Source organism: Streptomyces sp. NPDC017520 (assembly GCF_044329855.1).
Taxonomy (GTDB): domain Bacteria; phylum Actinomycetota; class Actinomycetes; order Streptomycetales; family Streptomycetaceae; genus Streptomyces.
On sequence record NZ_JBIRKB010000003.1, the window covers coordinates 587,594 to 609,876 of the forward strand.

Genomic DNA, 22,283 nt, shown 5'->3' on the forward strand with positions numbered 1-22,283 from the left:
GGGCTTCGTGTCATAGCCGTCTCACGGAAACACTCATGACACTCGTGGCGGGTGGGCAGGGCGGGGGCAGGGGGCCGGGGGCCGGGGGCCGGGCCGCGCTCGGGGCGGCGGGCCGGGGTGCATGGAGGGGAAGGTGGTGCGGCGGGGCCGCGGGGCTGCGGTGCGCAGGGGCGCGTAGTGGCTCAGGCGGCGGGCAGGGCGGCGCGCACGGTCTCGGCGAGGGGCGTCGTCGGGCGGCCGATGAGCCGCGCGAGGTCGCCGCTCGTCCCCGCGAGCCGACCCCGTCCGATCGCCTTGTCCACGTCCACGAGGATCGCGGCGAAGCCCTCGGGCAGTCCCGCGCCGACCAGGACCTCCTGGTGCGCGGCGGCCGGCACGTTCTTGTACGTGATCTCCTCGCCGGTCAGCTCGGACAGCAGCGCGGCGTACTCGGCGAGCGACCAGGCGGTGTCGCCGCTCAGCTCGTAGGCGGTGTTCAGGTGGCCGTCGCCGGTCAGCACGGCGGCCGCTGCGGCGGCGTAGTCAGCCCGGGAGGCGGAGGCGACACGGCCCTCGCCCGCGTTGGCGAGCACCGCGCGGTGCTCCAGGACCGGGGCCAGGTTGGCGGTGTAGTTCTCGGTGTACCAGCCGTTGCGCAGGAACGTGTACGGCAGCCCGGAGTCGAGGATCAGCTGCTCGGTGGCCTTGTGCTCGTCGGCCAGGGTGAAGTCCGCGTCCGGCCCGCCGAGCACGCCGGTGTACGCGAGCTGGGCGACGCCCGCCACCTTCGCCGCGTCGACGACCGCCGCGTGCTGTGGCACCCGCTTGCCCACCTCGCTGCCGGAGATCAGCAGTACCCGGTCGCCGGACCGGAAGACTCCGGCGAGGGACTCGGGGTGGTCGTAGTCCGCTATGCGCAGCTCCACGCCCCGGGCGGCGAGCGCGGCGGCCTTCTCCTTGTCGCGCACGACCGCGACGACCTCGCGGGCCGGTACCTCGGCCAGCAGGGCGTCGACGACGAGGCGGCCGAGCGCGCCAGTGGCTCCGGTGACAACGATGCTCATGAGGGTCTCCGATTCGGTGGTTCGGTGATTCGACGAAGCGGTTCCGGTGGTTTGGTCCGTTTCTGTGCTTCGGTTACGACCTTACGGGCAGCGCTAACCATAAGAAAGTACCCACTTCGAAGTAAGGTACTGGCATGGCAGAGAGTGCGGAGGTTCCACGACCGGGTCGTCCGGGGGAAGGCCGTAGTGCGGCCCTGCCCTCTCTCCTGGCCTGGGACGTCAACCAGCCCATGTGCCCGTCCCGGCTGATCCTGGAGCACGTGACGAGCCGCTGGGGCGTCCTCGTGCTGGCGGCGCTGCTGGAGCGTTCGTACCGCTTCAGCGAACTGCGCCGCGCGGTGGGCGGGGTCAGCGAGAAGATGCTGGCCCAGACCCTCCGGACGCTGGAACGCGACGGCTTCGTCCACCGGGACGCGAAGCCGGTGATCCCGCCGCGGGTGGACTACACGCTCACCCCGCTCGGCATCGAGGCCGCCGAACAGGTCTGGGCGCTCGCCCGCTGGACCGAACGCCAGGTGGGCGCGGTGCAGGCGGCACGCGAGGCATACGACGGGGCCCGGGCCTGACCCCGTGGGGGATCAAGCCCGGGCCCCGGGCGGTACGCGTACGGTCCTCGCCCGGCCTCAGCCGACGACGGTCCAGGTGTCGTTGCCGGCGAGGAGCGAGCCGAGGTCGCCCTTGCCGTTCTGCTCCACGGCGGCGTCGAGCTGGTCGGACATCAGCGTGTCGTAGACGGGCCGTTCGACGCTGCGCAGCACGCCGATGGGGGTGTGGTGCAGGGTGTCCGCGTCGGCGATCCGGGACAGCGCGAACGCTGTCGTCGGCGACTCCGCGTGGGCGTCGTGGATGAGGACCTGGGAGCGGTTCTCCTCCGTGACGGCCACGACCTTCAGATCGCCGGTGGCCGGATCGCGCACGACACCCTTGGGCTCCTGGGAGCCGAAGAGGATCGGCTGCCCGTGTTCGAGGCGGATGACGGCCTCGGCGGCCTGTTCCTTGTCCTTGAGGACCTCGAAAGCGCCGTCGTTGAAGATGTTGCAGTTCTGGTAGATCTCCACCAGCGCCGTGCCCGAGTGCTCGGCGGCCGCGCGCAGCACGCTGGTGAGGTGCTTGCGGTCGGAGTCGACCGTGCGCGCCACGAACGTCGCCTCCGCGCCGATGGCGAGGGACACCGGATTGAACGGCGCGTCGAGCGACCCCATCGGCGTGGACTTGGTGATCTTGCCCAGCTCGGACGTGGGGCTGTACTGGCCCTTCGTCAGCCCGTAGATCCGGTTGTTGAAGAGCAGGATCTTGAGGTTGACGTTGCGGCGCAGGGCGTGGATGAGGTGGTTGCCGCCGATGGAGAGGGCGTCGCCGTCGCCGGTGACGACCCAGACCGACAGGTCACGCCGCGAGGTGGCGAGCCCGGTCGCGATGGAGGGGGCACGGCCGTGGATGGAGTGCATCCCGTAGGTGTTCATGTAGTACGGGAAGCGGGAGGAGCAGCCGATTCCGGAGACGAAGGTGATGTTCTCCTTCGCGAGGCCCAGCTCCGGCATGAACCCCTGGACGGCGGCGAGCACCGCGTAGTCGCCGCAGCCGGGGCACCAGCGGACTTCCTGGTCGGACTTGAAGTCCTTCATGGACTGCTTCGCCTCGGCCTTGGGCACCAGCTGTAGCAGATCGTTGTGGCGCAGTTCCTCGGTGTCAGGCATCGATGGCCTCCTTGAGGGCCGTGGCGAGCTGCTCGGCCTTGAACGGCATTCCGTTGACCTGGTTGTAGCTGTGGGCGTCCACCAGATACTTGGCCCTGAGCAGCATGGCGAGCTGGCCGAGGTTCATCTCCGGGACGACGACCTTGTCGTAGCGCGCCAGCACCTCGCCGAGGTTCTTCGGGAAGGGGTTGAGATGGCGGAGGTGGGCCTGGGCGATGGGTTCCCCTGCGGCCCGCAGCCGGCGCACCGCCGCGGTGATCGGCCCGTACGTCGATCCCCAGCCGAGCACCAGGGTGCGGGCCCCGGCGGGGTCGTCGACCTGGAGGTCGGGGACCTCGATGCCGTCGATCTTGGCCTGGCGCGTGCGGACCATGAAGTCGTGGTTGGCCGGGTCGTAGGAGATGTTGCCCGTGCCGTCCTGCTTCTCGATCCCGCCGATTCGGTGCTCCAGGCCGGCAGTCCCGGGGACCGCCCACGGACGGGCCAGGGTCCGCGGGTCGCGCTTGTAGGGCCAGAACACCTCCGTCCCGTCCGCCAGCGTGTGGTTCGGCCCGGTGGCGAAGGGGGTCTTCAGATCGGGCAGCGTCGACGTCTCCGGGATCCGCCAGGGCTCGGAGCCGTTGGCGAGATAGCCGTCGGAGAGCAGGAAGACCGGGGTGCGGTAGGCCAGGGCGATCCGGGCCGCTTCGATCGCGGCGTCGAAGCAGTCGGCCGGAGTCCGCGGGGCCACGATCGGAACCGGGGCCTCACCGTTCCTGCCGAACATCGCCTGCAACAGATCGGCCTGCTCGGTCTTGGTCGGCAGCCCGGTCGACGGCCCGCCCCGCTGGATGTCGATGATCAGCAGCGGCAGCTCCAGGGAGACCGCGAGGCCGATCGTCTCCGACTTCAGCGCCACCCCCGGGCCGGACGTCGTCGTGACGCCCAGCGCCCCGCCGAAGGCCGCGCCCAGCGCCGCACCGATCCCGGCGATCTCATCCTCCGCCTGGAACGTCCGCACACCGAAGTTCTTGTGCCGCGACAGCTCATGCAGGATGTCCGAGGCCGGAGTGATCGGATACGACCCCAGATACAACGGCAGCTCCGACAGCTGCCCGGCCGCGATCAGCCCGTAGGACAGGGCGAGGTTCCCCGAGATGTTGCGGTAGGTGCCGGTGGGGAAGGCCTGCGAGGCCGGGGCCACCTCGTAGGAGACCGCGAAGTCCTCGGTCGTCTCGCCGAAATTCCACCCCGCCCGGAAGGCCGCCACGTTCGCCTCGGCGATCTGCGGCTTCTTCGCGAACTTCTGCCGCAGGAACGTCTCCGTCCCCTCGGTCGGCCGGTGATACATCCACGACAGCAGGCCCAGCGCGAACATGTTCTTCGACCGCTCCGCCTCCTTGCGAGGCAGCCCGAACTCCTTCAACGCCTCCAGCGTCAACGTCGTCAACGGCACCGGATGAACGTTGTAGGCCTCCAGCGAACCGTCCTCCAGCGGACTGGTCGCGTACCCCACCTTCGCCATCGGCCGCTTCGTGAACTCATCGGTGTTCACAATGATCTCCGCGCCGCGCGGAACGTCGTCGATGTTCGCCTTCAACGCGGCCGGGTTCATCGCGACCAGGACGTTGGGGGCGTCGCCCGGGGTCAGAATGTCATGATCGGCAAAGTGCAGCTGGAAGGAAGAGACCCCCGGCAGGGTGCCTGCGGGGGCGCGGATCTCGGCGGGGAAGTTCGGCAGCGTGGAGAGATCGTTGCCGAAGGAAGCGGTCTCCGAGGTGAACCGGTCACCCGTGAGCTGCATACCGTCACCCGAGTCGCCCGCGAAACGGATGATCACCCGGTCCAGGCGACGGATCTCCTTCCCGTCGCCGCCCGTGGTTCCCGTCGTACCTGACAGGGGGGCGCGCTGACCCCCGAGGACGGCGTCGTTGGCCTCTTCGGCCTTCTCTGCCGCGCTACTGACCTGGCTCGTCACTGAACTGGACCTCCCTTGGGCGGCGGTTCGGAACCGTCCGGCCAGCCGGCGATCCCAGAGGCCACCCTACGTCCGCGTAGGTGACCTCCCGGGGACCGATCATATGGTGGACGCTCTTTTGAGACACCCTTTGGTTAAGGTTTGTCACGTTTTGCAAGCCCCCTGATCGAGACATGGAAGACGGCCGCTCCCTGGGCCTTTGGTCCTAGGCCCCCTGAGTCCCTTCCGGCCGCTCGTGCTTCAGTCGACTCCTTCTTGATCAGAGGTGCCCGCCCGGCACCCGCCGGACACCCGCGGACTCGCGCGATGCCCGCAATGCGCCCGGGGCGCTCCCGGGGTGCTCCGAGAGCGCCTCGGGATTGGCTGGGGGGTGGCTGGGGGGTGGCTCGGAAGTGGGCTCGGGAGTGGTCTCGGAATAGTCAGTCGGCACAAGGCTGCCTGCGGCTCGCGTCTACTCTCACGAGTATCTGACGGCTCGTCAGGTATTTAGAGTGTCATGAAGGTGTCAGAGGTCTAGGAATTCAGGTAGGTCAGCACAGCGAGGACGCGCCGGTGGTCCCCGTCGCTGGGCGAGAGTCCCAGCTTCTGGAAGATGTTGCTGACATGCTTCTCGACCGCCCCGTCGCTCACCACGAGCTGGCGGGCGACCGCGGAGTTCGTCCGGCCCTCGGCCATCAGCCCCAGGACCTCCCGCTCGCGCGGCGTCAGCCCGGCCAGCACGTCCTGCTTGCGGCTGCGGCCCAGCAACTGCGCCACCACTTCCGGGTCCAGTGCCGTCCCGCCCTGCGCCACCCGGACGACGGCGTCCACGAACTCGCGGACCTCGGCCACCCGGTCCTTCAGCAGATACCCCACCCCGCGGCTGCTGCCCGCCAGCAGCTCGGTGGCGTACTGCTCCTCCACGTACTGGGAGAGGACCAGCACCCCGATGTCCGGGTAGTCCTTCCGCAGCCGCACCGCCGCGCGCACGCCCTCGTCGGTGTGCGTCGGCGGCATCCGCACATCGGCGACCACCACGTCGGGCAACGCCTGCTGGGCGTCGAGGTCCGCCACGGTCTTGAGCAGCGCCTCCGCGTCGCCGACCCCCGCCACCACGTCGTGCCCGAGATCGGTGAGCAGACGGGTGAGCCCCTCCCGGAGCAGGACCGAATCCTCGGCGATGACCACGCGCACCCTGTTCTCCACGTTCTCCACGACTGCGAGTCCCCCACTGTTCCGAATATGCCGCGTTCCCCGCGACCCCGCACGCACCACGCCGACCACCGCGCACCGCGCCCCGACCGCACAAGCATCCCAGGACCCGGACACGGATGGGGCCCCTGTGGATAACCCAGAACGCGGAGCAGGGAGGAGCGGAGCAGGGATGGGCGGAGCAGGGAGGAGCAGGGAGGAGCGGGGAGGAGCGGGGAGGAGCGGGAGACCGGGGGAGAGGCGCGAGACGCCGGGCTCGGGGTCAGCCGCGCCAGGGCAGCTCGGCCGTGACCGTCGTCGGGCCGCCGGCCGGGGAGTCGACCACGAGGACCCCGTCCACGGCGTCCAGCCGCTCAGTCAGCCCAGCCAGGCCGCCGCCCGAGGCCGGAGATGCCCCGCCCCGGCCGTTGTCGGTGACCTGGAGCATCAGCCGGTCGGCCGCCCGCCACACGTCGACCGTGGCCCGGGTCGCACGGGCGTGCTTGCTGATGTTCTGCAGCAGCTCGGAGACGGTGAAGTACGCGATGCCCTCGATCGCCTGCGCGGGCCGCGATTCCAGGTCCACCTCGACCGTCACGGGCACGGTGCAGCGCGAGGCTATCGCGGAGAGCGCGGCGTCCAGGCCCCGGTCGGTGAGGACGGCGGGGTGGATTCCCCGGGCCAGATCGCGCAGCTCCTGAAGGGCCACCTTCACCTCGCCGTGGGCCTCGTCGACCATGCGGGCCGCGGCCTCGGGGTCGTCGGTGAGCTTCTCCTTCGCCAGACCCAGATCCATGGCGAGGGCGACCAGGCGGGCCTGGGCGCCGTCGTGCAGGTCTCGCTCGATGCGGCGGAGGTCGGCGGCGGCGGTGTCCACGACCACACCCCGGTCCGACTCCAGCTCGGACACCCTGGTGGCCAGCCGGGACGGCCCCAGCAGGCCGGTGACCATCAGCCGGTCCACCGACAGCAGCCCCCGCACGATCCACGGCGCGGCCAGCACCAGAGCCAGGCCCACCGCCCCGGTCGCCGCCAGCTCGCCCGGCGAGTCCAGATACTCCTGGTGGGTGCGGTCCCCGTACAGCTGGAGACCGTCCCGCCCCCCGAACACCGGGAAGAGCCAGAACCACAGCGGGTACGTCAGCGCCGCCAGGCCGTACGTCCAGAACGTAATCGCGACGACGAACGTGAACGTCGCCCACGGGAAGTGGAGCAGCGCGTACAGCAGGTGCCGCCAGGACACCCCGCTCTTGAGGACCGCGCTCATCCAGGACAACGGGCCGCCGGTCTTCCCCCGCACCCGCTCCGGATCCGCGACCTCCACCCGCAGCAGCCCGCGCGCCCGGTGCCGTTCCAGTGCACCGAAGCCCCGGCAGACGGCGAGCCCGGCGGCGAGGACCGGTATCCCGATGAAGGTGACCAGTAGGCCCGCGCTCAGCGACGTCATGGTGACCGCGAAGACGAACGCGGTCGTGGCGAGCGGGAAGCTCAGCAGCGCGTAGAGCAGCTCGCGCCAGGCACGGGCCTCCAGCGGCGCACGCAGTGGCGCCGGGAGGAAGTGCTTCGCCGGGGACTTCGCTGGGGTCCTCGCCCCGAAGCCGGGGCCGGAACCCTGATGCTGCCGGTCCCGTGTGTCCGGTCCGTATGCCGTTGCCATGAGTCCCGTCCGTTCCGTCTCTGTCTGAAATCTCTCAGTGGGCTGTGCAGTGGGGCAGTGGGGTGGTGGGGGGTGGTGCGTGGGGCGCCGCGATGGCGCCGGAGGCGGCCCGTCACCCCGGACCGTTCTCCCTCAAGGGTCCTGGTCGGCGGCCTTTCCCGCCATGAGGTCCCTCTCCGTATCCGCCCGGGGGTTTTCCCCACCCCGGGCGTCGGGTGGTCAGGGGGCCGGCCGCGCTGCGGTCCGGTCGCGCCAGGGCAGCTCGGCGGTGACGGTCGTCGGCCCGCCCTCCGGCGAGTCCAGGACGAACACCCCGTCTACCGCGTCGAGCCGCTCGGCGAGCCCCGTGAGCCCCGTACCGCCGCCCATCCGGGCCCCGCCCCCGCCGTCGTCCGTGACCTGGAGCATCAGCCGGTCCGCCGAACGCCACACGTCGACCGTGGCCGACCGCGCACCGCTGTGCTTGCTGACGTTCTGCAGCAGCTCGGAGACGGTGAAATACGCGATGCCCTCTATCGCCTCCGCCGGCCGCCCCCGCAGCCCCACCGACACCTTGACCGGAACCGTGCACCGGGAAGCGATGGCGGAGAGCGCGGCGTCCAGGCCCCGGTCGGTGAGGACGGCGGGGTGGATACCGCGAGCCAGGTCGCGCAGCTCCTGGAGGGCGACCTTGATCTCGCCGTGGGCTTCGTCGACCATGCGGGCCGCGGCCTCGGGGTCGTCGGTGAGCTTCTCCTTCGCCAGGCCGAGCCCCATGGCGAGGGCGACCAGACGGGCCTGGGCGCCGTCGTGCAGGTCTCGCTCGATGCGGCGGAGGTCGGCGGCGGCGGTGTCCACGACCACACCCCGGTCCGACTCCAGCTCGGCGATGCGCCGCTCCAGCTCGTCCGAGGGCGACAGCAGCCCGCGGGCCATCACCCGGTCCACCGTCGTCAGCCCCCGCGTGATGAACGGCAGCACCGGCCACAGGACGAACAGGCTCGCCAGCGTCACCGCGAACGTCAGCACCCCCCACGGCAGTCGGATGAACCCGTACAGCAAGGCCCGCCAGCCCACCGGGTCCTTGAGCCCCGCCCACAGCCGGACGAAGAACCCCTGCCCCTGGTGGCCGCGCGCCAGCGGACTCGGCTCCTCCACCCGCACGCCGAGCATCCGCCGCGCCCGCCACCGCTCCACCCGGCCCAGCAGCCGCGCCCCCTGGAGCCCGCCGACCAGCAGCGGCAGCCCGATCACGGTGACGGAGAGCCCGGCGCCGACAGCGATCACGACCACCGTGTAGACGAACCCGAGGACGGCCAACGGCAGATTGGCGAGCAGATACGCGACCTCCCGCCAGGTCCACCGGTCGAGGGCGAAGCGGGCGGGCGGCAGTCGGTCGGGATCCGGCGCGGAAGGGCTCATGGTCATACACACAGCCTGCCGGGCCGCACCCGCGCACACCATGGGGCTCATGGGTGGGGTGAAGTAGGGATAACCCCACCTGATGCCTGACGCGGCTGCTTACGCTCCGTTTATCAGGCCCTAGACTCCCGTGCGTACAGAACAGAACAGGTACACGGGACAGATGCGGACGACGACGAGGGAGCGAGGGGCGGACGTGACCGACGTTACGGACGTGACCGGCGTGGCGGACGTCACCGGCGTGGCGGACGCGGTGGGCATGACCAGCGCGTCCGGGGTGTCCGGCGTGTCCGGCGTGTCCGGGGTATTCGGAGTTCCGGTGGATGGATCCACCGCACTCGCCTCGGAGTACTTCCAGAGCTATTCCGTCATCGGCCTGCTCGCGCTGATCGGCGTCCTGTTCGTCGCCGTGGCCTTCGGGGCCGGACGGCTGCTGCGCCCCGTCGTCCCCACCCCGGAGAAGCTCCTCACCTACGAATGCGGTGTCGACCCCGTCGGCGAGGGCTGGGCGCACACGCAGGTCCGCTACTACGTCTACGCGTTCCTCTACGTGATCTTCGCCGTCGACTCCATCTTCCTGTTCCCGTGGGCCACGGTGTTCGCGGCGCCCGGATACGGGGCGACGACCCTGGTCGAAATGTTCATCTTCCTCGGCTTCCTGGCCGTGGGACTGCTCTACGCATGGAAGAAGGGCGTCCTCGCATGGGCCTGACGAGCCGGCCGACCCCCGCGTCGCAGCAGCCCGCGCCCCCGTCCCCGACCTCGTCCGGCCCGGTCCTCCTCCCCGAGCCGAAGCGCCTCGGCGTGCTCGCCAGGCTCGCACCGGAGCCGATGAAGGTCGTCCTCAACTGGGGCCGCCGCTACAGCCTCTGGGTCTTCAACTTCGGACTCGCCTGCTGTGCCATCGAGTTCATCGCCGCGTCCATGGCCCGCCACGACTTCATCCGGCTCGGCGTGATCCCGTTCGCCCCAGGCCCCCGCCAGGCCGACCTCATGATCGTGTCCGGCACGGTGACGGACAAGATGGCTCCGGCCGTGAAGCGGCTCTACGAGCAGATGCCCGAACCGAAGTACGTCATCTCCTTCGGCGCCTGCTCCAACTGCGGCGGCCCCTACTGGGACTCGTACTCCGTGACCAAGGGCGTCGACCAGATCATCCCCGTCGATGTGTACGTACCCGGCTGCCCGCCCCGGCCCGAGGCGCTGCTCCAGGGCATTCTCAAGCTCCAGGAGAAGATCGCGCGCGAATCCCTCGCCGAGCGGTACGCCCCCGGGGCCACGGGGGCCAAGGGCGGTGGCCCGTCCACCGATGCCCTGCGCAGCGGCCTGGTGGCCGCCCCGACGGCACCGGCCCCGACGGCACCGGTCTCGACACAGGAGGAGGAGCGGCGATGAGCGACAGCGACCAGCACACGGGATCCGCGGCCGACGCCTTCGACCGGCTGCCGGACGCGGTCACCGACCTGTTCGGCGGCGAGGCCACGGCGGAGTCCGCGTACGACGTGCTGACCGTCGACGTCCCCGCCTCCGCCTGGCTCACCGCGCTGCGGACGGCCCGCGACGAGCTCGGGTGCAGCTACTTCGACTGGCTCAGCGCCGTGGACGAACCGGGCACGGGCTTCCGTGTCTGCGCCCATGTCGTGGCCCTGGGCACGGGTACGGTGCGGCGGCTGATGGTCCGCACGACCGTGCCGCACGACGCGGCGGTCCTGCCCAGCGCCATCGACGTCTACGCCGGCGCCGCGTGGCACGAGCGCGAGACGCACGAGATGTTCGGCGTCGCGTTCGAGGGTCACCCCCATCTCGTACCGCTGCTCCTGCCGGAAGGCTTCGAGGGCCATCCGCTGCGCAAGGACTTCGTCCTGGCAGCGCGCGTCGCCAAGGCCTGGCCCGGGGCGAAGGAACCGGGGGAGCCGGCGGAGGGCCACACCGGTCCCAAGCGTCGCGCGATGCTCCCGCCCGGGGTGCCCGACCCGAACGAGTGGGGCCCCCTGAAGGGCCAACTCCCCCCGGCGGCTGCCCGCCCGGGCCGAGCGGCCCGCCCCGCGACCGACCGCCCGCCCCGCCGCACCCGCACTGCGGGCGAGGGATCGGCGGCACAACGCCCCACGGCGAGCGCGGCGGAGACACCTGCGGCGACCGGCACGGAGGCCGCCCCCACGGCAACCGGCACGGCGAGCCCCACAGCGACCGGCGCGGAGACACCCACGGTGGCCGGTGCGGAGACACCCGTAACGGCTGAGGCGTCCGCGCCCCCGCAGGCGCCCCCGACGACCCGCCCGCGCCGCTCCCGGTCGGCGTCCGATGGCTCGGCCAGCCAGCAGCCGGCCCCGGGCGCAACTGCGGCGGCCGCGCCCGCTCCGGCGCGCCGTTCCCGGTCGGCTTCGGAAGGTTCGGCCAGTCAGAGTCCGGAGCAGGGCGCGCCGGCGACGCCACCGTCCCGGCCCGCACGTCGCGCCCGCTCCGCCTCGGACGGCTCGGCCGGCCGACGTCCGGCGGCGGACGCGCCCGGGGACGTCCCGGGGCCGCCGCCCCGGGTACGCAGCACGGACGCACCATGGCACGACGCCCAACCGGCCTTCGCCGACGAACCCTCCCCCGGCGGCGAGGCCGCCGAGCCCGAGGACGAGCCCGCACCCCCCGACGACCCCACGCCCACCCCCGACGAAGCCACCCCGGACAAAGCCACCCCCGACAAGCCGGCCCCCGCCCCTGAGCGGCCCGCCCCAGACCACCCCGCCGGAGGCGATCCCGAGTGAACGACGTGTCCGACGTCGCCCTCCGTCTGGCCATCGTCTTCGTCGTGTTCCTGGTCGCCCCCCTCCTCGTGGGCCAGACGGAACACAAGGTGATGGCCCACATGCAGGGCCGCCTGGGCCCCATGTACGCGGGCGGCTTCCACGGCTGGGCCCAGCTCGTCGCGGACGGAGTGAAGTTCGCGCAGAAGGAGGACGTGGTCCCGGCCGCCGCCGACCGTCGCGTCTTCCAGCTCGCCCCCGCCGTCGCCCTCCTCCCGTACCTCCTCGTCCTCGTGGTCATCCCCGTCGGCCCCGGCGCGGTCGGCCAGGCCGTCGACGCCGGCATCTTCTTCGTGCTCGCCGTCATGGGCATCGGCGTCCTCGGCTCCCTCATGGCGGGCTGGGCCTCCGCCAACAAGTTCTCCCTCCTCGGCGGCCTCCGTACCGCCGCGCAGCTCCTCTCCTACGAGCTGCCGATGCTCCTGACCGCCGCCTCCGTGGCCATGGCTGCCGGGACGGTCTCGCTCACCGGCATCCTCGACGCCTTCGAGTGGTGGTGGCTGCCCTGGCAGATCGTCGGCGCGCTGGTCTTCTTCGTGGCCGGTCTCGCCGAACTCCAGCGCCCGCCGTTCGACATGCCGGTGGCCGACTCCGAGATCATCTTCGGCGCGTACACCGAGTACACCGGTCTGCGCTTCGCCCTGTTCCTCCTCGCCGAGTACGCGGGCATCGTCGTCCTGTGCGCGCTGACCACCGTCCTGTTCCTCGGCGGCTGGCACGGCCCGTTCGGCGCCGATGGACTCGGCTGGCTCTGGACCATCCTCAAGACCGCCCTTCTCGCGTTCGTCGTCATCTGGCTTCGCGTCAGCTATCCGCGCCTGCGTGAGGACCAGTTGCAGAAGCTCGCCTGGACCACCCTCGTCCCGCTCGCCCTCGCGCAGATCGCGCTCACCGGCATCGTGAAGGTGGCGATCAACTGATGCCCTCGATCCCCGGATCCGGCCTGGCCAAGGGCCTTGCCGTCACCCTGCGCACGATGACGAGGAAGACCGTCACCGCGCAGTACCCGGACACCCAGCCCGAACTCCCTCCCCGCTCCCGCGGCGTCATCGGGCTGTTCGAGGAGAACTGCACGGTCTGCATGCTCTGCGCCCGTGAGTGCCCCGACTGGTGCATCTACATCGACTCCCACAAGGAGACGTCGCCGCCCGCCGCCCCCGGTGGCCGTGAGCGCAGCCGGAACGTGCTCGACCGCTTCGCCATCGACTTCTCCCTCTGCATGTACTGCGGTATCTGCATCGAGGTGTGTCCCTTCGACGCACTGTTCTGGTCGCCCGAGTTCGAGTACGCGGAGACGGACATCCACGAACTCACCCACGAGCGAGACAAGCTCCGCGAGTGGATGTGGACCGTGCCGGAGCCGCCCGCCCTCGACCCCGGGGCCGAGGAACCGAAGGAGATCGCCGCAGCCCGCAAGGGAGCGGACAAGCTCGCCGCCCAACGCGCACAGGAACAGCAGAAGCAGCGGAACCAGCAGGAGCAGCGGAACCAGCAGGGGCAGGCAGACGAGAAGGGAGGAACCCCGTGATGCTGCTCAACGCCACCGCCACCGCGACCGTGGGCACCACCGCCACCGCTGCCGGCGACCACCCCGGTTTCCTCTCCCCGTCCGGCGTCGAGATCGCGTTCCTTTTCGTCGGCCTCGCCACCCTCGGCGCCGCCGTCATCACCGTGACGACCAAGCAGCTGGTGCACGCCGCGCTCTGGCTCGTCGTGGCGCTCGGCGGACTGGCCGTCGAGTACCTCCTGCTCACCGCGGAGTTCATCGCCTGGGTCCAGGTACTGATCTACGTCGGTTCCGTCGTCGTCCTCCTCCTCTTCGGCCTGATGCTCACCCGGGCCCCCATCGGCCGCTCCCCGGACGCGGATTCGGGCAATCGGTGGGTCGCCCTCGGAGTGGCCGCCGCGGCGGCGGCGGCCCTCGTCTGGGTCGTGGTCGACGCCTTCCGCACCACCTGGATCGACCTCGACGGGCCGGCCCAGGGCTCCACCAAGGTGACCGGCGCCTTCCTGTTCCGGAACTGGGTGCTGCCCTTCGAGGCGCTCTCCGTCCTGCTGCTCGCCGCCCTCGTCGGCGCGATCGTCCTGTCCCGCAAACGCGACACGGACACCACCGTCCGCCCCGGCACCAACGGGACGGCCAAGCCCAGGACGGTCAGGCCGGGCCCGCCCGCCTCGCCCGACACCCCCGCCTCGCCCGACACCCCTGCCTCACCCGGCACACCCGGCGACGAGGAGCAGAGCTGATGCACCTCGCCTATCCCGCCGTGCTCGCCGCCCTCCTCTTCTGCGTCGGCCTCTACGGCGTTCTCGCCCGCCGCAACGCGATTCTGGTCCTGATGTCCGTCGAGCTGATGCTCAACGCCGTCAACCTCAACCTCGTCGCCTTCGACATCTGGCTCCGCGACACTCTCCACTCCGGCCAGGCGCTCACGCTCTTCACCATCGCCATCGCCGCCGCCGAGATCGGCATCGGCCTCGCGATCGTCCTGGCCGTCTACCGCAACCGGGGCACCTCCGACATCGACCGGCTCCGCGACACCGCCGAGACCGACGCCGCCGAGACGCTCCCCGACAGCGCCGAAACCGCCGCCGCCGCCGTCGACACCGACTCCGACACCGGCATCGGCACCGACGGCGCCGAGCCGACCTCCGGCCGGGCCGACGGGAGAACAGGGAAGACGAAGAAGGCAGAGGCCACCACGTGACCACCACGACCCTCGCCGCACTCGTTCCCCTCCTCCCGTTCCTCGGGGCGGCCGCAGGGCTCGCCGTCGGCCGCACCGCCCCCGGATTCGTCCGCCCGCTGGCGATCCTCCCGACCCTCACCGCGGCCGTGCTCGCCGTGACCGTCGCCGTCCGCCAGGGCGGCGGCCGGGCCATCGACGCCGCGACCCAGCTCACGCCCACCGGTTCGGTCCCGATCGACCTGGCGCTGCACCTCGACGGCTTCGCCGTTCTGGTCGCCGTCCTCGTCACCGTCGTCGCCACCTGCGTACAGCTCTACTCCACGGCCTACCTCCGCGACGACGCCCGCTACCCCTCCTACGCCGCCCTCGTCTCCCTCTTCACCTCCGCGATGCTCCTGGTCGTCTACTCCGGCGACCTGATGGTGCTCCTGGTCGGCTGGGAGATCATGGGCATCTGCTCGTACTTCCTCGTCGGCCACTACTGGGAGACCCCCGAGGCCAGGGCCGCCTCCCTCAAGGCCTTCCTGGTCACCAAGCTCGGCGACGTCCCCTTCCTGATCGGCCTGTTCGCGCTCGCCGCCGACACCGGCAGCTTCCGGATCACCAAGATCCTCGCCGCCGTCGGCAACGGTGGACTCGATCACCCCACCGTCATCGCCCTGCTGCTCCTCGCGGGCGTCGCCGGCAAGTCGGCCCAATTCCCCCTGCACACCTGGCTGCCCGACGCGATGGCCGGCCCCACCCCCGTCTCCGCGCTCATCCACGCCGCGACGATGGTCGCCGCCGGCATCTACTTCGTGGCCCGTCTGCTGCCCGTCTTCGCGGCCTCCGGCGCGGCGCTCGTCGTCCTCGCCGTGATGGCCGCCGTCACGATGATCGGGTCCGGGCTCGCCGCCCTCGCCCAGGACGACATCAAACGCGTCCTCGCCTACTCGACCATCGGCCAGCTCGGCTACATGTCGGGCGCCCTGGCCGTCGGCGACCGGGGCGCGGCCGTCTTCCACCTGATCTCGCACGGTGCGTTCAAAGCGGTCCTCTTCCTCGCCGCGGGCGTCGTCATCCACGCCGCGGGCACCAACTCGCTCGCCGCCATGTCCCGGATGGGAGGCCTCGCCCGCCGCATCCCGGACGCCTTCTGGACGATGACCGTCGCGCTCCTCGCGCTGTCCGCCATCCCGCCGTTCGCCGGCTTCTTCTCCAAGGAAGCCGTCCTCGTCGCCGCCGAGCACACCGCCCTCGGGGACCGGAGCGTCGCCCCGGCCGCCGCCGGCTGGACGATCCTGGTCGCCGGACTCCTCGCCGCCCTCCTCACCGCCGCCTACGCCGTACGCCTCTGGCTCCTCGCCTTCCGCGGGCGCGGCGCCGAAGTCCCCGACCACGGCAAGCAGCCCGCCGCCATGACCTCCGTCCTGTGGATCCTGGCCGTACCCACCATCGCCTTCGGCCTCACCGTCGGCATGATCGGCGACTGGTTCGACGGGCACGGCCTCACGCCGTCCCTCACCACCGCCGTCCTCTCCACCGGCGTCACGCTCATCGGCGGTCTTGTCACCTACGGCGCGTGGCGGCACACCACCGCCCTCGCCGCCCGCACCCCCATCGGCGCCGTCGCCGCCCACCCCGGTGTCGAACCCGCCCTCGTCGAAGCCGAGGCCATGACGTCCCACACCGCCGTCTACGGCACCATCGCGGACGCCCCCGACCCGGCCGACCCCGGCAGGCTCCTCCTCGGGCGGCTGCACCGCCACGCGGCCACAGGCTTCCACCTCGACGCCCTGTACACGGTGCTGTTCGTCCGGCCCGTCCAGGGAGCCGCCCGCCTCGTCCGCTTCCTGGACCGCGAGGTCGTCGACACCTACGTCAGCGGATCGGGCGCCGTCACGCGCCTCCTCGGCACCGCCGTCCGCCGGGCCCAGACCGGCAATGTGCAGACCTACGCCGGCGCCCTGCTCGCCGGGTCCCTCGTCCTGGCGATCGCCGCCGTCGTCTTCGCCAACGTCAACGCGGGGTCGTGACCGTGATCGATATCAGTGCGTCCGTGATGCAGTTCCTTCTGGCGTTCGTCGTCGTCGCCCCGCTCCTCGGCGCCGTCGCGGCCCTGCTCCCCGCCCCGCCCGGACTCAAGGGGAAGAACCCCGACCAGGCCGTGCTCCGCCACGGCGTGACCGTCACCGGCGCCGTCCTCATCGCCGCGATCGTCCTGGCCGTCGGTTTCGACCACGACCACCCCGCCACGATGCAGGCGACCACCGACATCAGCTGGATCCCGGCGCTCGACGTCCGCATCCACCTCGGCATCGACGGCATCTCACTCCCCCTCCTGCTCCTGACCGCGCTGCTGACCTTCCTCTGCGCGCTGTACAGCTACTTCAAGCTGCCCGCGGGCCCCTCGCCGAAGGCCTTCGTCGCCCTCGTCCTCGTCCTGGAATCCGGCACCCTCGCCACCTTCGCCGTCCTCGACCTGCTGCTCTTCTTCCTCGCCTTCGAGATGGTCCTCATCCCGATGTACTTCCTCATCGCCCGCTGGGGCGGCGGCCAACGGCAGGCGGCCGCTTGGAAGTTCATCCTCTACACCCTGCTCGGCTCGGTCGTCATGCTGCTGGGCATCCTCCTCATCGGGCTGAAGAGCGGCACCTTCGACATGGTGGCACTCGCCACTGACAACGGCCGGGGCCTCACCACATCCGTGCAGGTCATCGCCGTACTCGCGATCGGCCTCGGCCTCGCCGTGAAGACCCCGATGTGGCCCCTGCACAGCTGGCTCCCCGACGCCCACACCGCCGCCCCCACCGTCGGGTCGGTGCTCCTCGCGGGCGTCCTGCTGAAGATGGGAACGTACGGATTCGTCCGGATCCTGCTCCCCATCGCCCCCGACGGCATGCGGACCTTCGCGCCCTACCTCGCGGCGTTCGCCGTCGTCGGCATCGTCTACGGCTCCCTCGCCTGCCTGGCCCTGGCCCGTACCGGCGCCAAGGGCGACCTCAAGCGGCTCATCGCCTACTCGTCCGTCGGCCACATGGGCTTCGTCCTGCTCGGCATCGCCACCATGACCCCCACCGGAGTCAACGGCGCTCTCTTCGCCAACATCGCCCACGGCCTCATCACCGGCCTGCTCTTCTTCCTGGTCGGCGCCATCAAGGACCGCTACGGCACCGCCGACCTCGACACTCTCGCCGGAGCGACCGGGGCCGCCCTCTACGGCCGGGCGCCCCGCCTCGGCGCCCTGCTCGCCTTCGCCGCCATCGCCTCGCTCGGCCTCCCCGGACTGGCCGGATTCTGGGGCGAGATGCTCACCCTGTTCGGCGCGTACAGCCCCGCCGAAGGGCTCAGCCGCCCCGCGTTCCGCACTTTCATGGCCATCGGGGCGTTCGGGACCCTGCTCACCGCCGCGTACATGCTCATCGTCGTCCGCCGCGTCTGCATGGGCGAACACCCGCCCCACTCCCGGCTTTCACCCGACGACCGGGCCCCGCGAGTGGCGGACGGCTCGCAGACGGCGGACAGCTCGCGAGCAGTGTCCGGCCCCCAGTCGTCCGAGGCCGCCGGCACCCGGCCCGCACCATCCACCACCCCGCAGCTGGCCGACATCCAGACGTACGAAGCCGCCACCTGGACCCCGCTCGCCGCGCTCACCGTCCTCGCCGGCCTCTGGCCCGCCGTCCTCCTCGGCCTCACCGACCCGGCCGTGCAGCAGCTCCTCGCAGGAGGCAAGTCGTGACCGCGGACCTCAGCACCGCCCCGGGCCTGGCCCACGGCACCGGCGACGCCGCCGGCATCATCGTCGCCGCCGATGCCCCCAGCCTCGTCCAGTCCATCGACTGGCTCGCCATCGCGCCCCCCACCCTCACCGCGCTGGCCGCCCTGATCGTCCTGGTCGCCGATCTGTTCCTGCCCGCGCACCGCAAGCGGCTCCTCGGCTACGGCGCCCTCACCGCCCTCGCCGCCGCACTGGCGCTCCTGATCCCCCTGCGCGCCGGGGACCGGGCCACCTTCTGCGTCACCACCGGCGCCCAGGCCTGCAGCTACACCGCCGACCACTTCACCCTCGTCATCCAGGCCCTCGTTCTCGGCGGCGCGTTCCTCACCGTCCTGCTCTCGCTCGACGACACCCGGAAACTGCCGGCGGGGGAGTACTGGTTCCTGCTCCTGGCCTCCGCCGCCGGGGCCGCCCTGCTGCCCGCCTCGCGCGACCTCGCCACGCTCGTCGTCGCCCTCGAAGTCGCCTCGCTGCCCGCGTTCGCCCTCGTCGGCATCGTGCGCGGCGACCGGCGCTCCTCCGAGGCGGCGCTGAAGTTCTTCCTCTCCTCCGTCGTCGCCACCGCCGTCATGCTGCTCGGCGTCAGCTTCGTGTACGCGGCCACCGGCACCCTGCACCTCACCGAGATCGCCACCCGCCTCGACGACGTGCCCCCGGTGCTCGACACCCTCGCCAAGACCGGCGTCGCCCTCACCCTCGTCGGCTTCGCCTTCAAGACCGCCGCCGCGCCCTTCCACTTCTGGGTCCCCGACACCTACGTCGGCGCGCCCCTCCCGATCGCCGCGTATCTCTCCGTCGTGGGGAAGGCCGTCGGGTTCTCGGGGCTCATTCTGGTCACCGTCGTCGCGTTCCCCTCGTACGCCGACGTCTGGGGGCCCGCCCTCGCCGTCCTCGCCGCCCTCACCATGACCGTCGGCAACGTCGCGGCCCTCCGCCAGAACGCTGCCCGCGCCCGCAGCGCCGTCCGCCTCCTCGCCTGGTCCTCGGTCGCCCAGGCCGGCTACCTCCTGGTCCCGATCGCCGCCGCCGCGTACTCCAGCGACGACCAGATCGGCTCCACCGTGGCGTACGCCCTCATGTACGCCGTCGTGAACCTGGGCGCGTTCGCGGTCGCCGCCGTCGTCGCCCGTACCCACCCCGGCAACAGGCTCTCCGACTACCGAGGGCTGTACGCCACCCGTCCGCTCGCGGCCCTGGCCCTCGGGTTCTTCCTGCTCTGCCTGGCCGGACTGCCGCCCGGCATCATCGGGCTCTTCGCGAAGGTCACCGTCTTCTCCGCGGCCGTCGACGCGGGCCTCGGCTGGCTCGCTGTCGTCATGGCCGTCAACGTGGTGATCGCTCTCTACTACTACCTTCAGTGGACCGCGATCCTCTTCCGGGAGCCCGAGGGCACCCCGGAAACCACCGGGACCGTCACCGGATCCACGGCCTCCGTTCCACCACGCCGCCACCGGGCCCCCACCCCGCTCACCACGGCGATCGTGCTCACCGCCACCGCCGGAATCCTGCTCTCCGGGGTCCCGCAGGCCGTCCTGCGTTTCGCCTCCGTCAGCCTCTTCTGAATCCTCCCGGCCCCGGAAGACCGGTTTGCCCACGGCGTCCGCCACAGGGCATGGTCTTGGCTGCATACGTCACGTAATCGGCGTGGACGTGTCGGGAGCAAGAGGAAAGAGAGAGCAGTGCTGAACGGGTTCAAGGACTTCATCCTGCGCGGGAACGTCATCTCGATGGCGATCGGTCTCGCTGTCGGGGCCGCCTTCACCGCCGTCGTCACGGGCTTCAGCAATGCCTTCATCACGCCGCTGATCGGCCTCGCCACGCGCGGCACGGGAGACTTCAGCAAAGCCTCCTACGAAGTCGACGGCGTCGTGTTCCCGTACGGCCTCTTCATCGCCGCCGCGATCGCTTTCCTGATCACCGCCGCGGTGCTGTACTTCTGCGTCGTGGTCCCCATGGCCAAGGTGCAGAACCGCTTCACCAAGGAGGAAGAGGAGGAGGCCGTCAACATCAAGGCCGCCCTCCGAGACTGCCCGCGCTGCTTCAGCGAGATCCCCGCCGTCGCCTCCCGCTGCGGCCACTGCACCAGCGAGGTCGAGCCCGACCCCGAGGCGCTCTCCCTCGCCAAGCTCCCCGCACAGCAGCACTGACACCCGCACAGCGGCACCGACCGCACGGCGGCTACCGACCGCACAACGGCACTGACACCCGCACAGCAGCTACTGACGGCACAACGGCGCACGAACACCTGTAGGACCGTCGCACCACGAGGGACCCCGCCACCCGTACGGCCCAGCGCCACTCCGTACGGGGCCGGGTGCCCGACCGGCGCGAACACGCGGCACAGCCCCCGCCCTCCGGCCGCACGCACAAGGGAACTAGCTCCTCTCGCCTGGCGTTGACCAGTACAGGAGGCTCCACTGGGGAGTGGAGCACCACCATGCAAAGGGTTCCCCTGCTGCACCACTTGGAGGGCGTACCGTGCACCGCCGGCACAATGGGCTGAAGACCGCCGTACTCCTCGGGGGACTGTCCGCACTCATCATCGTCATCGGCAGCTTCTTCGGACGTACGGGCCTCGTCGTCGCGCTCCTGGTAGCCGTCGGCACCAACGCCTACGCGTACTGGAACAGCGACAAGCTCGCCCTGCGGGCCATGCGCGCCCGACCCGTCAGCGAGTTCGAGGCGCCGCAGCTCTACCGCATCGTCCGCGAGCTCTCCACGGCGGCCCGCCAGCCCATGCCGCGCCTCTACATCTCCCCGACGCAGGCGCCCAACGCGTTCGCCACCGGCCGCAACCCGCGCAACGCCGCCGTCTGCTGCACCGAGGGCATCCTCCAGATCCTCGACGAACGCGAGCTGCGCGGCGTCCTCGGCCACGAGCTGAGCCATGTCTACAACCGGGACATCCTCATCTCGTCCGTCGCCGGAGCGCTCGCCTCCGTCGTGATGTTCCTGGTCAACTTCGCCTGGCTCATCCCGGTGGGCCGCTCCAACGACGACGAGGGGCCCGGTCTCCTCGGCATGCTCCTGATCATGATCCTGGGACCGCTCGCCGCCTCCGTCATCCAGCTCGCCGTCAGCCGCTCCCGGGAGTACGAGGCCGACGCCTCCGGGGCCCAGCTCACCGGCGACCCCCTGGCCCTCGCCAGTGCCCTGCGCAAGCTCGACGCGGGGACGAAACAGCTCCCGCTGCCGCCCGAGCCCCGGATCGAGACCGCCAGCCACATGATGATCGCGAACCCGTTCCGTCCCGGCCAGGGGATGGCGAAGATGTTCTCCACCCACCCGCCGATGGCGGAGCGAATCGCCCGACTAGAACAGATGGCAGGTCATCGCCCGTGAAAACCATTCTGAACGTCATCTGGCTGATCCTCTGCGGATTCTGGATGTTCCTCGGCTACCTGCTCGCGGGCCTCCTGCTCTGCATCACCATCATCGGCATCCCCTTCGGGCTCGCCGCCTTCAGGATCGGCGTCTACGCCCTCTGGCCCTTCGGCTACACCGTCGTCGACCGCCGGGACGCGGGCTCGCCCTCCTGCGTGGGGAACGTCCTCTGGCTGGTCCTCGCCGGATGGTGGCTCGCCCTCGGCCACATCACCACCGGCCTCGCGCTGTGCATCACGATCATCGGCATCCCCCTGGGCATCGCCAACTTCAAGCTGATCCCCGTCTCCCTCATGCCCTTCGGCAAGGAGATCGTCCGCACGGACCAGCCCTTCGCCGCCCGGTAGCCCGGCAAGGTCCCGCCCCGGCCCCGGTCCGCCCCGGGGCAACCGAACACCTGCCCGCGGCGTCTTGGATTCCAGGACGAAGCAAGGGGTAGGTGCGGCGACATGGGCATCATCAGTTGGATCATTCTCGGGCTGCTCGCCGGAGTCATAGCGAAAATCCTCCTCCCGGGACGTGACCCGGGCGGCATCATCGGCACCACCCTGATCGGCATCGCCGGGGCCTTCGTCGGAGGCTGGCTCTCCAGCACATTCCTCGACCGCCCCATCAGCAACGGCTTCTACGACACCGCGACCTGGATCGCCGCCATCGCCGGTTCACTGGTCCTGCTCATCGCCTACCGGCTGCTGTTCGGCAACTCCCGCGAACGCCGCTGACCCGGGG

21 protein-coding genes are annotated in these 22,283 nt (G+C 71.0%); 15 read left to right on the top strand and 6 right to left on the bottom strand.

Features of this window, described 5'->3' with window-relative positions:
* Positions 1-182: 182 nt before the first annotated feature.
* On the bottom strand, positions 183-1,043 hold the full coding sequence (locus tag ACH4KB_RS10545) for an NmrA family NAD(P)-binding protein (protein ID WP_398065546.1): 861 nt from the start codon (positions 1,041-1,043) through the stop codon (positions 183-185).
* 230 nt (positions 1,044-1,273) lie between these two features.
* Between ACH4KB_RS10545 and ACH4KB_RS10550 the strand changes: the two genes are divergently transcribed.
* Positions 1,274-1,609 (top strand): winged helix-turn-helix transcriptional regulator, encoded by a 336-nt coding sequence (locus tag ACH4KB_RS10550; protein WP_398065640.1) that lies wholly within the window; start codon positions 1,274-1,276, stop codon positions 1,607-1,609.
* 57 nt (positions 1,610-1,666) lie between these two features.
* On the opposite strand, the gene ACH4KB_RS10555 is transcribed toward ACH4KB_RS10550, so the two are convergent.
* The 5 genes from ACH4KB_RS10555 to ACH4KB_RS10575 all read right to left on the bottom strand — a co-directional run bounded on the left by ACH4KB_RS10555 (position 1,667) and on the right by ACH4KB_RS10575 (position 8,931).
* The gene (locus ACH4KB_RS10555) at positions 1,667-2,740 is read right to left on the bottom strand and encodes a 2-oxoacid:ferredoxin oxidoreductase subunit beta (protein ID WP_398065548.1); all 1,074 of its coding nucleotides are present in this window, start codon (positions 2,738-2,740) and stop codon (positions 1,667-1,669) included.
* Positions 2,733-4,697: a 2-oxoacid:acceptor oxidoreductase subunit alpha gene (locus tag ACH4KB_RS10560; RefSeq protein ID WP_398065550.1), complete on the bottom strand. Its 1,965-nt coding sequence runs from the start codon at positions 4,695-4,697 to the stop codon at positions 2,733-2,735. Before ACH4KB_RS10560 ends, ACH4KB_RS10555 begins: the two co-directional genes overlap by 8 nt.
* Positions 4,698-5,210: 513 nt before the next feature.
* The gene (locus tag ACH4KB_RS10565) at positions 5,211-5,870 is read right to left on the bottom strand and encodes a response regulator transcription factor (RefSeq protein ID WP_265603865.1); all 660 of its coding nucleotides are present in this window, start codon (positions 5,868-5,870) and stop codon (positions 5,211-5,213) included.
* Between the two features lie 280 nt (positions 5,871-6,150).
* Positions 6,151-7,524, bottom strand: coding sequence for a sensor histidine kinase (locus ACH4KB_RS10570; RefSeq protein WP_398065552.1), 1,374 nt, complete (start codon positions 7,522-7,524; stop codon positions 6,151-6,153).
* Positions 7,525-7,743: 219 nt separating this feature from the next.
* On the bottom strand, positions 7,744-8,931 hold the full coding sequence (locus ACH4KB_RS10575) for a sensor histidine kinase (RefSeq protein WP_398065553.1): 1,188 nt from the start codon (positions 8,929-8,931) through the stop codon (positions 7,744-7,746).
* A gap of 253 nt (positions 8,932-9,184) precedes the next feature.
* Here ACH4KB_RS10575 and ACH4KB_RS10580 point away from each other — a divergent pair, with 253 nt between their 5' ends.
* From ACH4KB_RS10580 to ACH4KB_RS10645, 14 genes are all read left to right on the top strand, one after another.
* Complete coding sequence (locus tag ACH4KB_RS10580; RefSeq protein ID WP_398065641.1) at positions 9,185-9,637, top strand: NADH-quinone oxidoreductase subunit A; 453 nt, start codon at positions 9,185-9,187, stop codon at positions 9,635-9,637.
* Positions 9,628-10,320: an NADH-quinone oxidoreductase subunit B gene (locus ACH4KB_RS10585; protein ID WP_398065555.1), complete on the top strand. Its 693-nt coding sequence runs from the start codon at positions 9,628-9,630 to the stop codon at positions 10,318-10,320. The genes ACH4KB_RS10580 and ACH4KB_RS10585 overlap by 10 nt, the downstream gene beginning before the upstream one ends.
* Positions 10,317-11,684: an NADH-quinone oxidoreductase subunit C gene (locus ACH4KB_RS10590; protein ID WP_398065557.1), complete on the top strand. Its 1,368-nt coding sequence runs from the start codon at positions 10,317-10,319 to the stop codon at positions 11,682-11,684. The genes ACH4KB_RS10585 and ACH4KB_RS10590 overlap by 4 nt, the downstream gene beginning before the upstream one ends.
* Positions 11,681-12,643, top strand: a complete 963-nt coding sequence (locus ACH4KB_RS10595; RefSeq protein WP_398065559.1) for an NADH-quinone oxidoreductase subunit H — start codon at positions 11,681-11,683, stop codon at positions 12,641-12,643. Before ACH4KB_RS10590 ends, ACH4KB_RS10595 begins: the two co-directional genes overlap by 4 nt.
* Positions 12,643-13,251, top strand: a complete 609-nt coding sequence (locus ACH4KB_RS10600) for a NuoI/complex I 23 kDa subunit family protein (protein WP_398065561.1) — start codon at positions 12,643-12,645, stop codon at positions 13,249-13,251. Before ACH4KB_RS10595 ends, ACH4KB_RS10600 begins: the two co-directional genes overlap by 1 nt.
* Positions 13,251-13,970: an NADH-quinone oxidoreductase subunit J gene (locus ACH4KB_RS10605; protein ID WP_398065642.1), complete on the top strand. Its 720-nt coding sequence runs from the start codon at positions 13,251-13,253 to the stop codon at positions 13,968-13,970. Before ACH4KB_RS10600 ends, ACH4KB_RS10605 begins: the two co-directional genes overlap by 1 nt.
* Positions 13,970-14,431, top strand: a complete 462-nt coding sequence (gene nuoK, locus ACH4KB_RS10610; RefSeq protein WP_398065563.1) for an NADH-quinone oxidoreductase subunit NuoK — start codon at positions 13,970-13,972, stop codon at positions 14,429-14,431. The genes ACH4KB_RS10605 and nuoK overlap by 1 nt, the downstream gene beginning before the upstream one ends.
* On the top strand, positions 14,428-16,428 hold the full coding sequence (locus tag ACH4KB_RS10615; protein WP_398065565.1) for an NADH-quinone oxidoreductase subunit L: 2,001 nt from the start codon (positions 14,428-14,430) through the stop codon (positions 16,426-16,428). The genes nuoK and ACH4KB_RS10615 overlap by 4 nt, the downstream gene beginning before the upstream one ends.
* Positions 16,425-18,131, top strand: a complete 1,707-nt coding sequence (locus ACH4KB_RS10620; protein WP_398065567.1) for an NADH-quinone oxidoreductase subunit M — start codon at positions 16,425-16,427, stop codon at positions 18,129-18,131. Before ACH4KB_RS10615 ends, ACH4KB_RS10620 begins: the two co-directional genes overlap by 4 nt.
* Positions 18,128-19,732 (top strand): NADH-quinone oxidoreductase subunit N, encoded by a 1,605-nt coding sequence (locus ACH4KB_RS10625; protein WP_398065569.1) that lies wholly within the window; start codon positions 18,128-18,130, stop codon positions 19,730-19,732. The genes ACH4KB_RS10620 and ACH4KB_RS10625 overlap by 4 nt, the downstream gene beginning before the upstream one ends.
* A 117-nt stretch (positions 19,733-19,849) precedes the next feature.
* On the top strand, positions 19,850-20,317 hold the full coding sequence (gene mscL, locus ACH4KB_RS10630) for a large conductance mechanosensitive channel protein MscL (RefSeq protein ID WP_265599901.1): 468 nt from the start codon (positions 19,850-19,852) through the stop codon (positions 20,315-20,317).
* A gap of 331 nt (positions 20,318-20,648) precedes the next feature.
* Complete coding sequence (htpX, locus tag ACH4KB_RS10635; RefSeq protein ID WP_215111173.1) at positions 20,649-21,512, top strand: zinc metalloprotease HtpX; 864 nt, start codon at positions 20,649-20,651, stop codon at positions 21,510-21,512.
* Entirely contained in the window at positions 21,509-21,901 is a 393-nt protein-coding gene (locus ACH4KB_RS10640; RefSeq protein ID WP_398065572.1) for a YccF domain-containing protein, read from the top strand. Before htpX ends, ACH4KB_RS10640 begins: the two co-directional genes overlap by 4 nt.
* Positions 21,902-22,003: 102 nt before the next feature.
* Positions 22,004-22,276 carry a GlsB/YeaQ/YmgE family stress response membrane protein gene (locus ACH4KB_RS10645; RefSeq protein ID WP_398065573.1) on the top strand — a complete coding sequence of 91 codons (273 nt, stop codon included), beginning with the start codon at positions 22,004-22,006 and terminating at the stop codon, positions 22,274-22,276.
* Positions 22,277-22,283 lie beyond the last annotated feature (7 nt).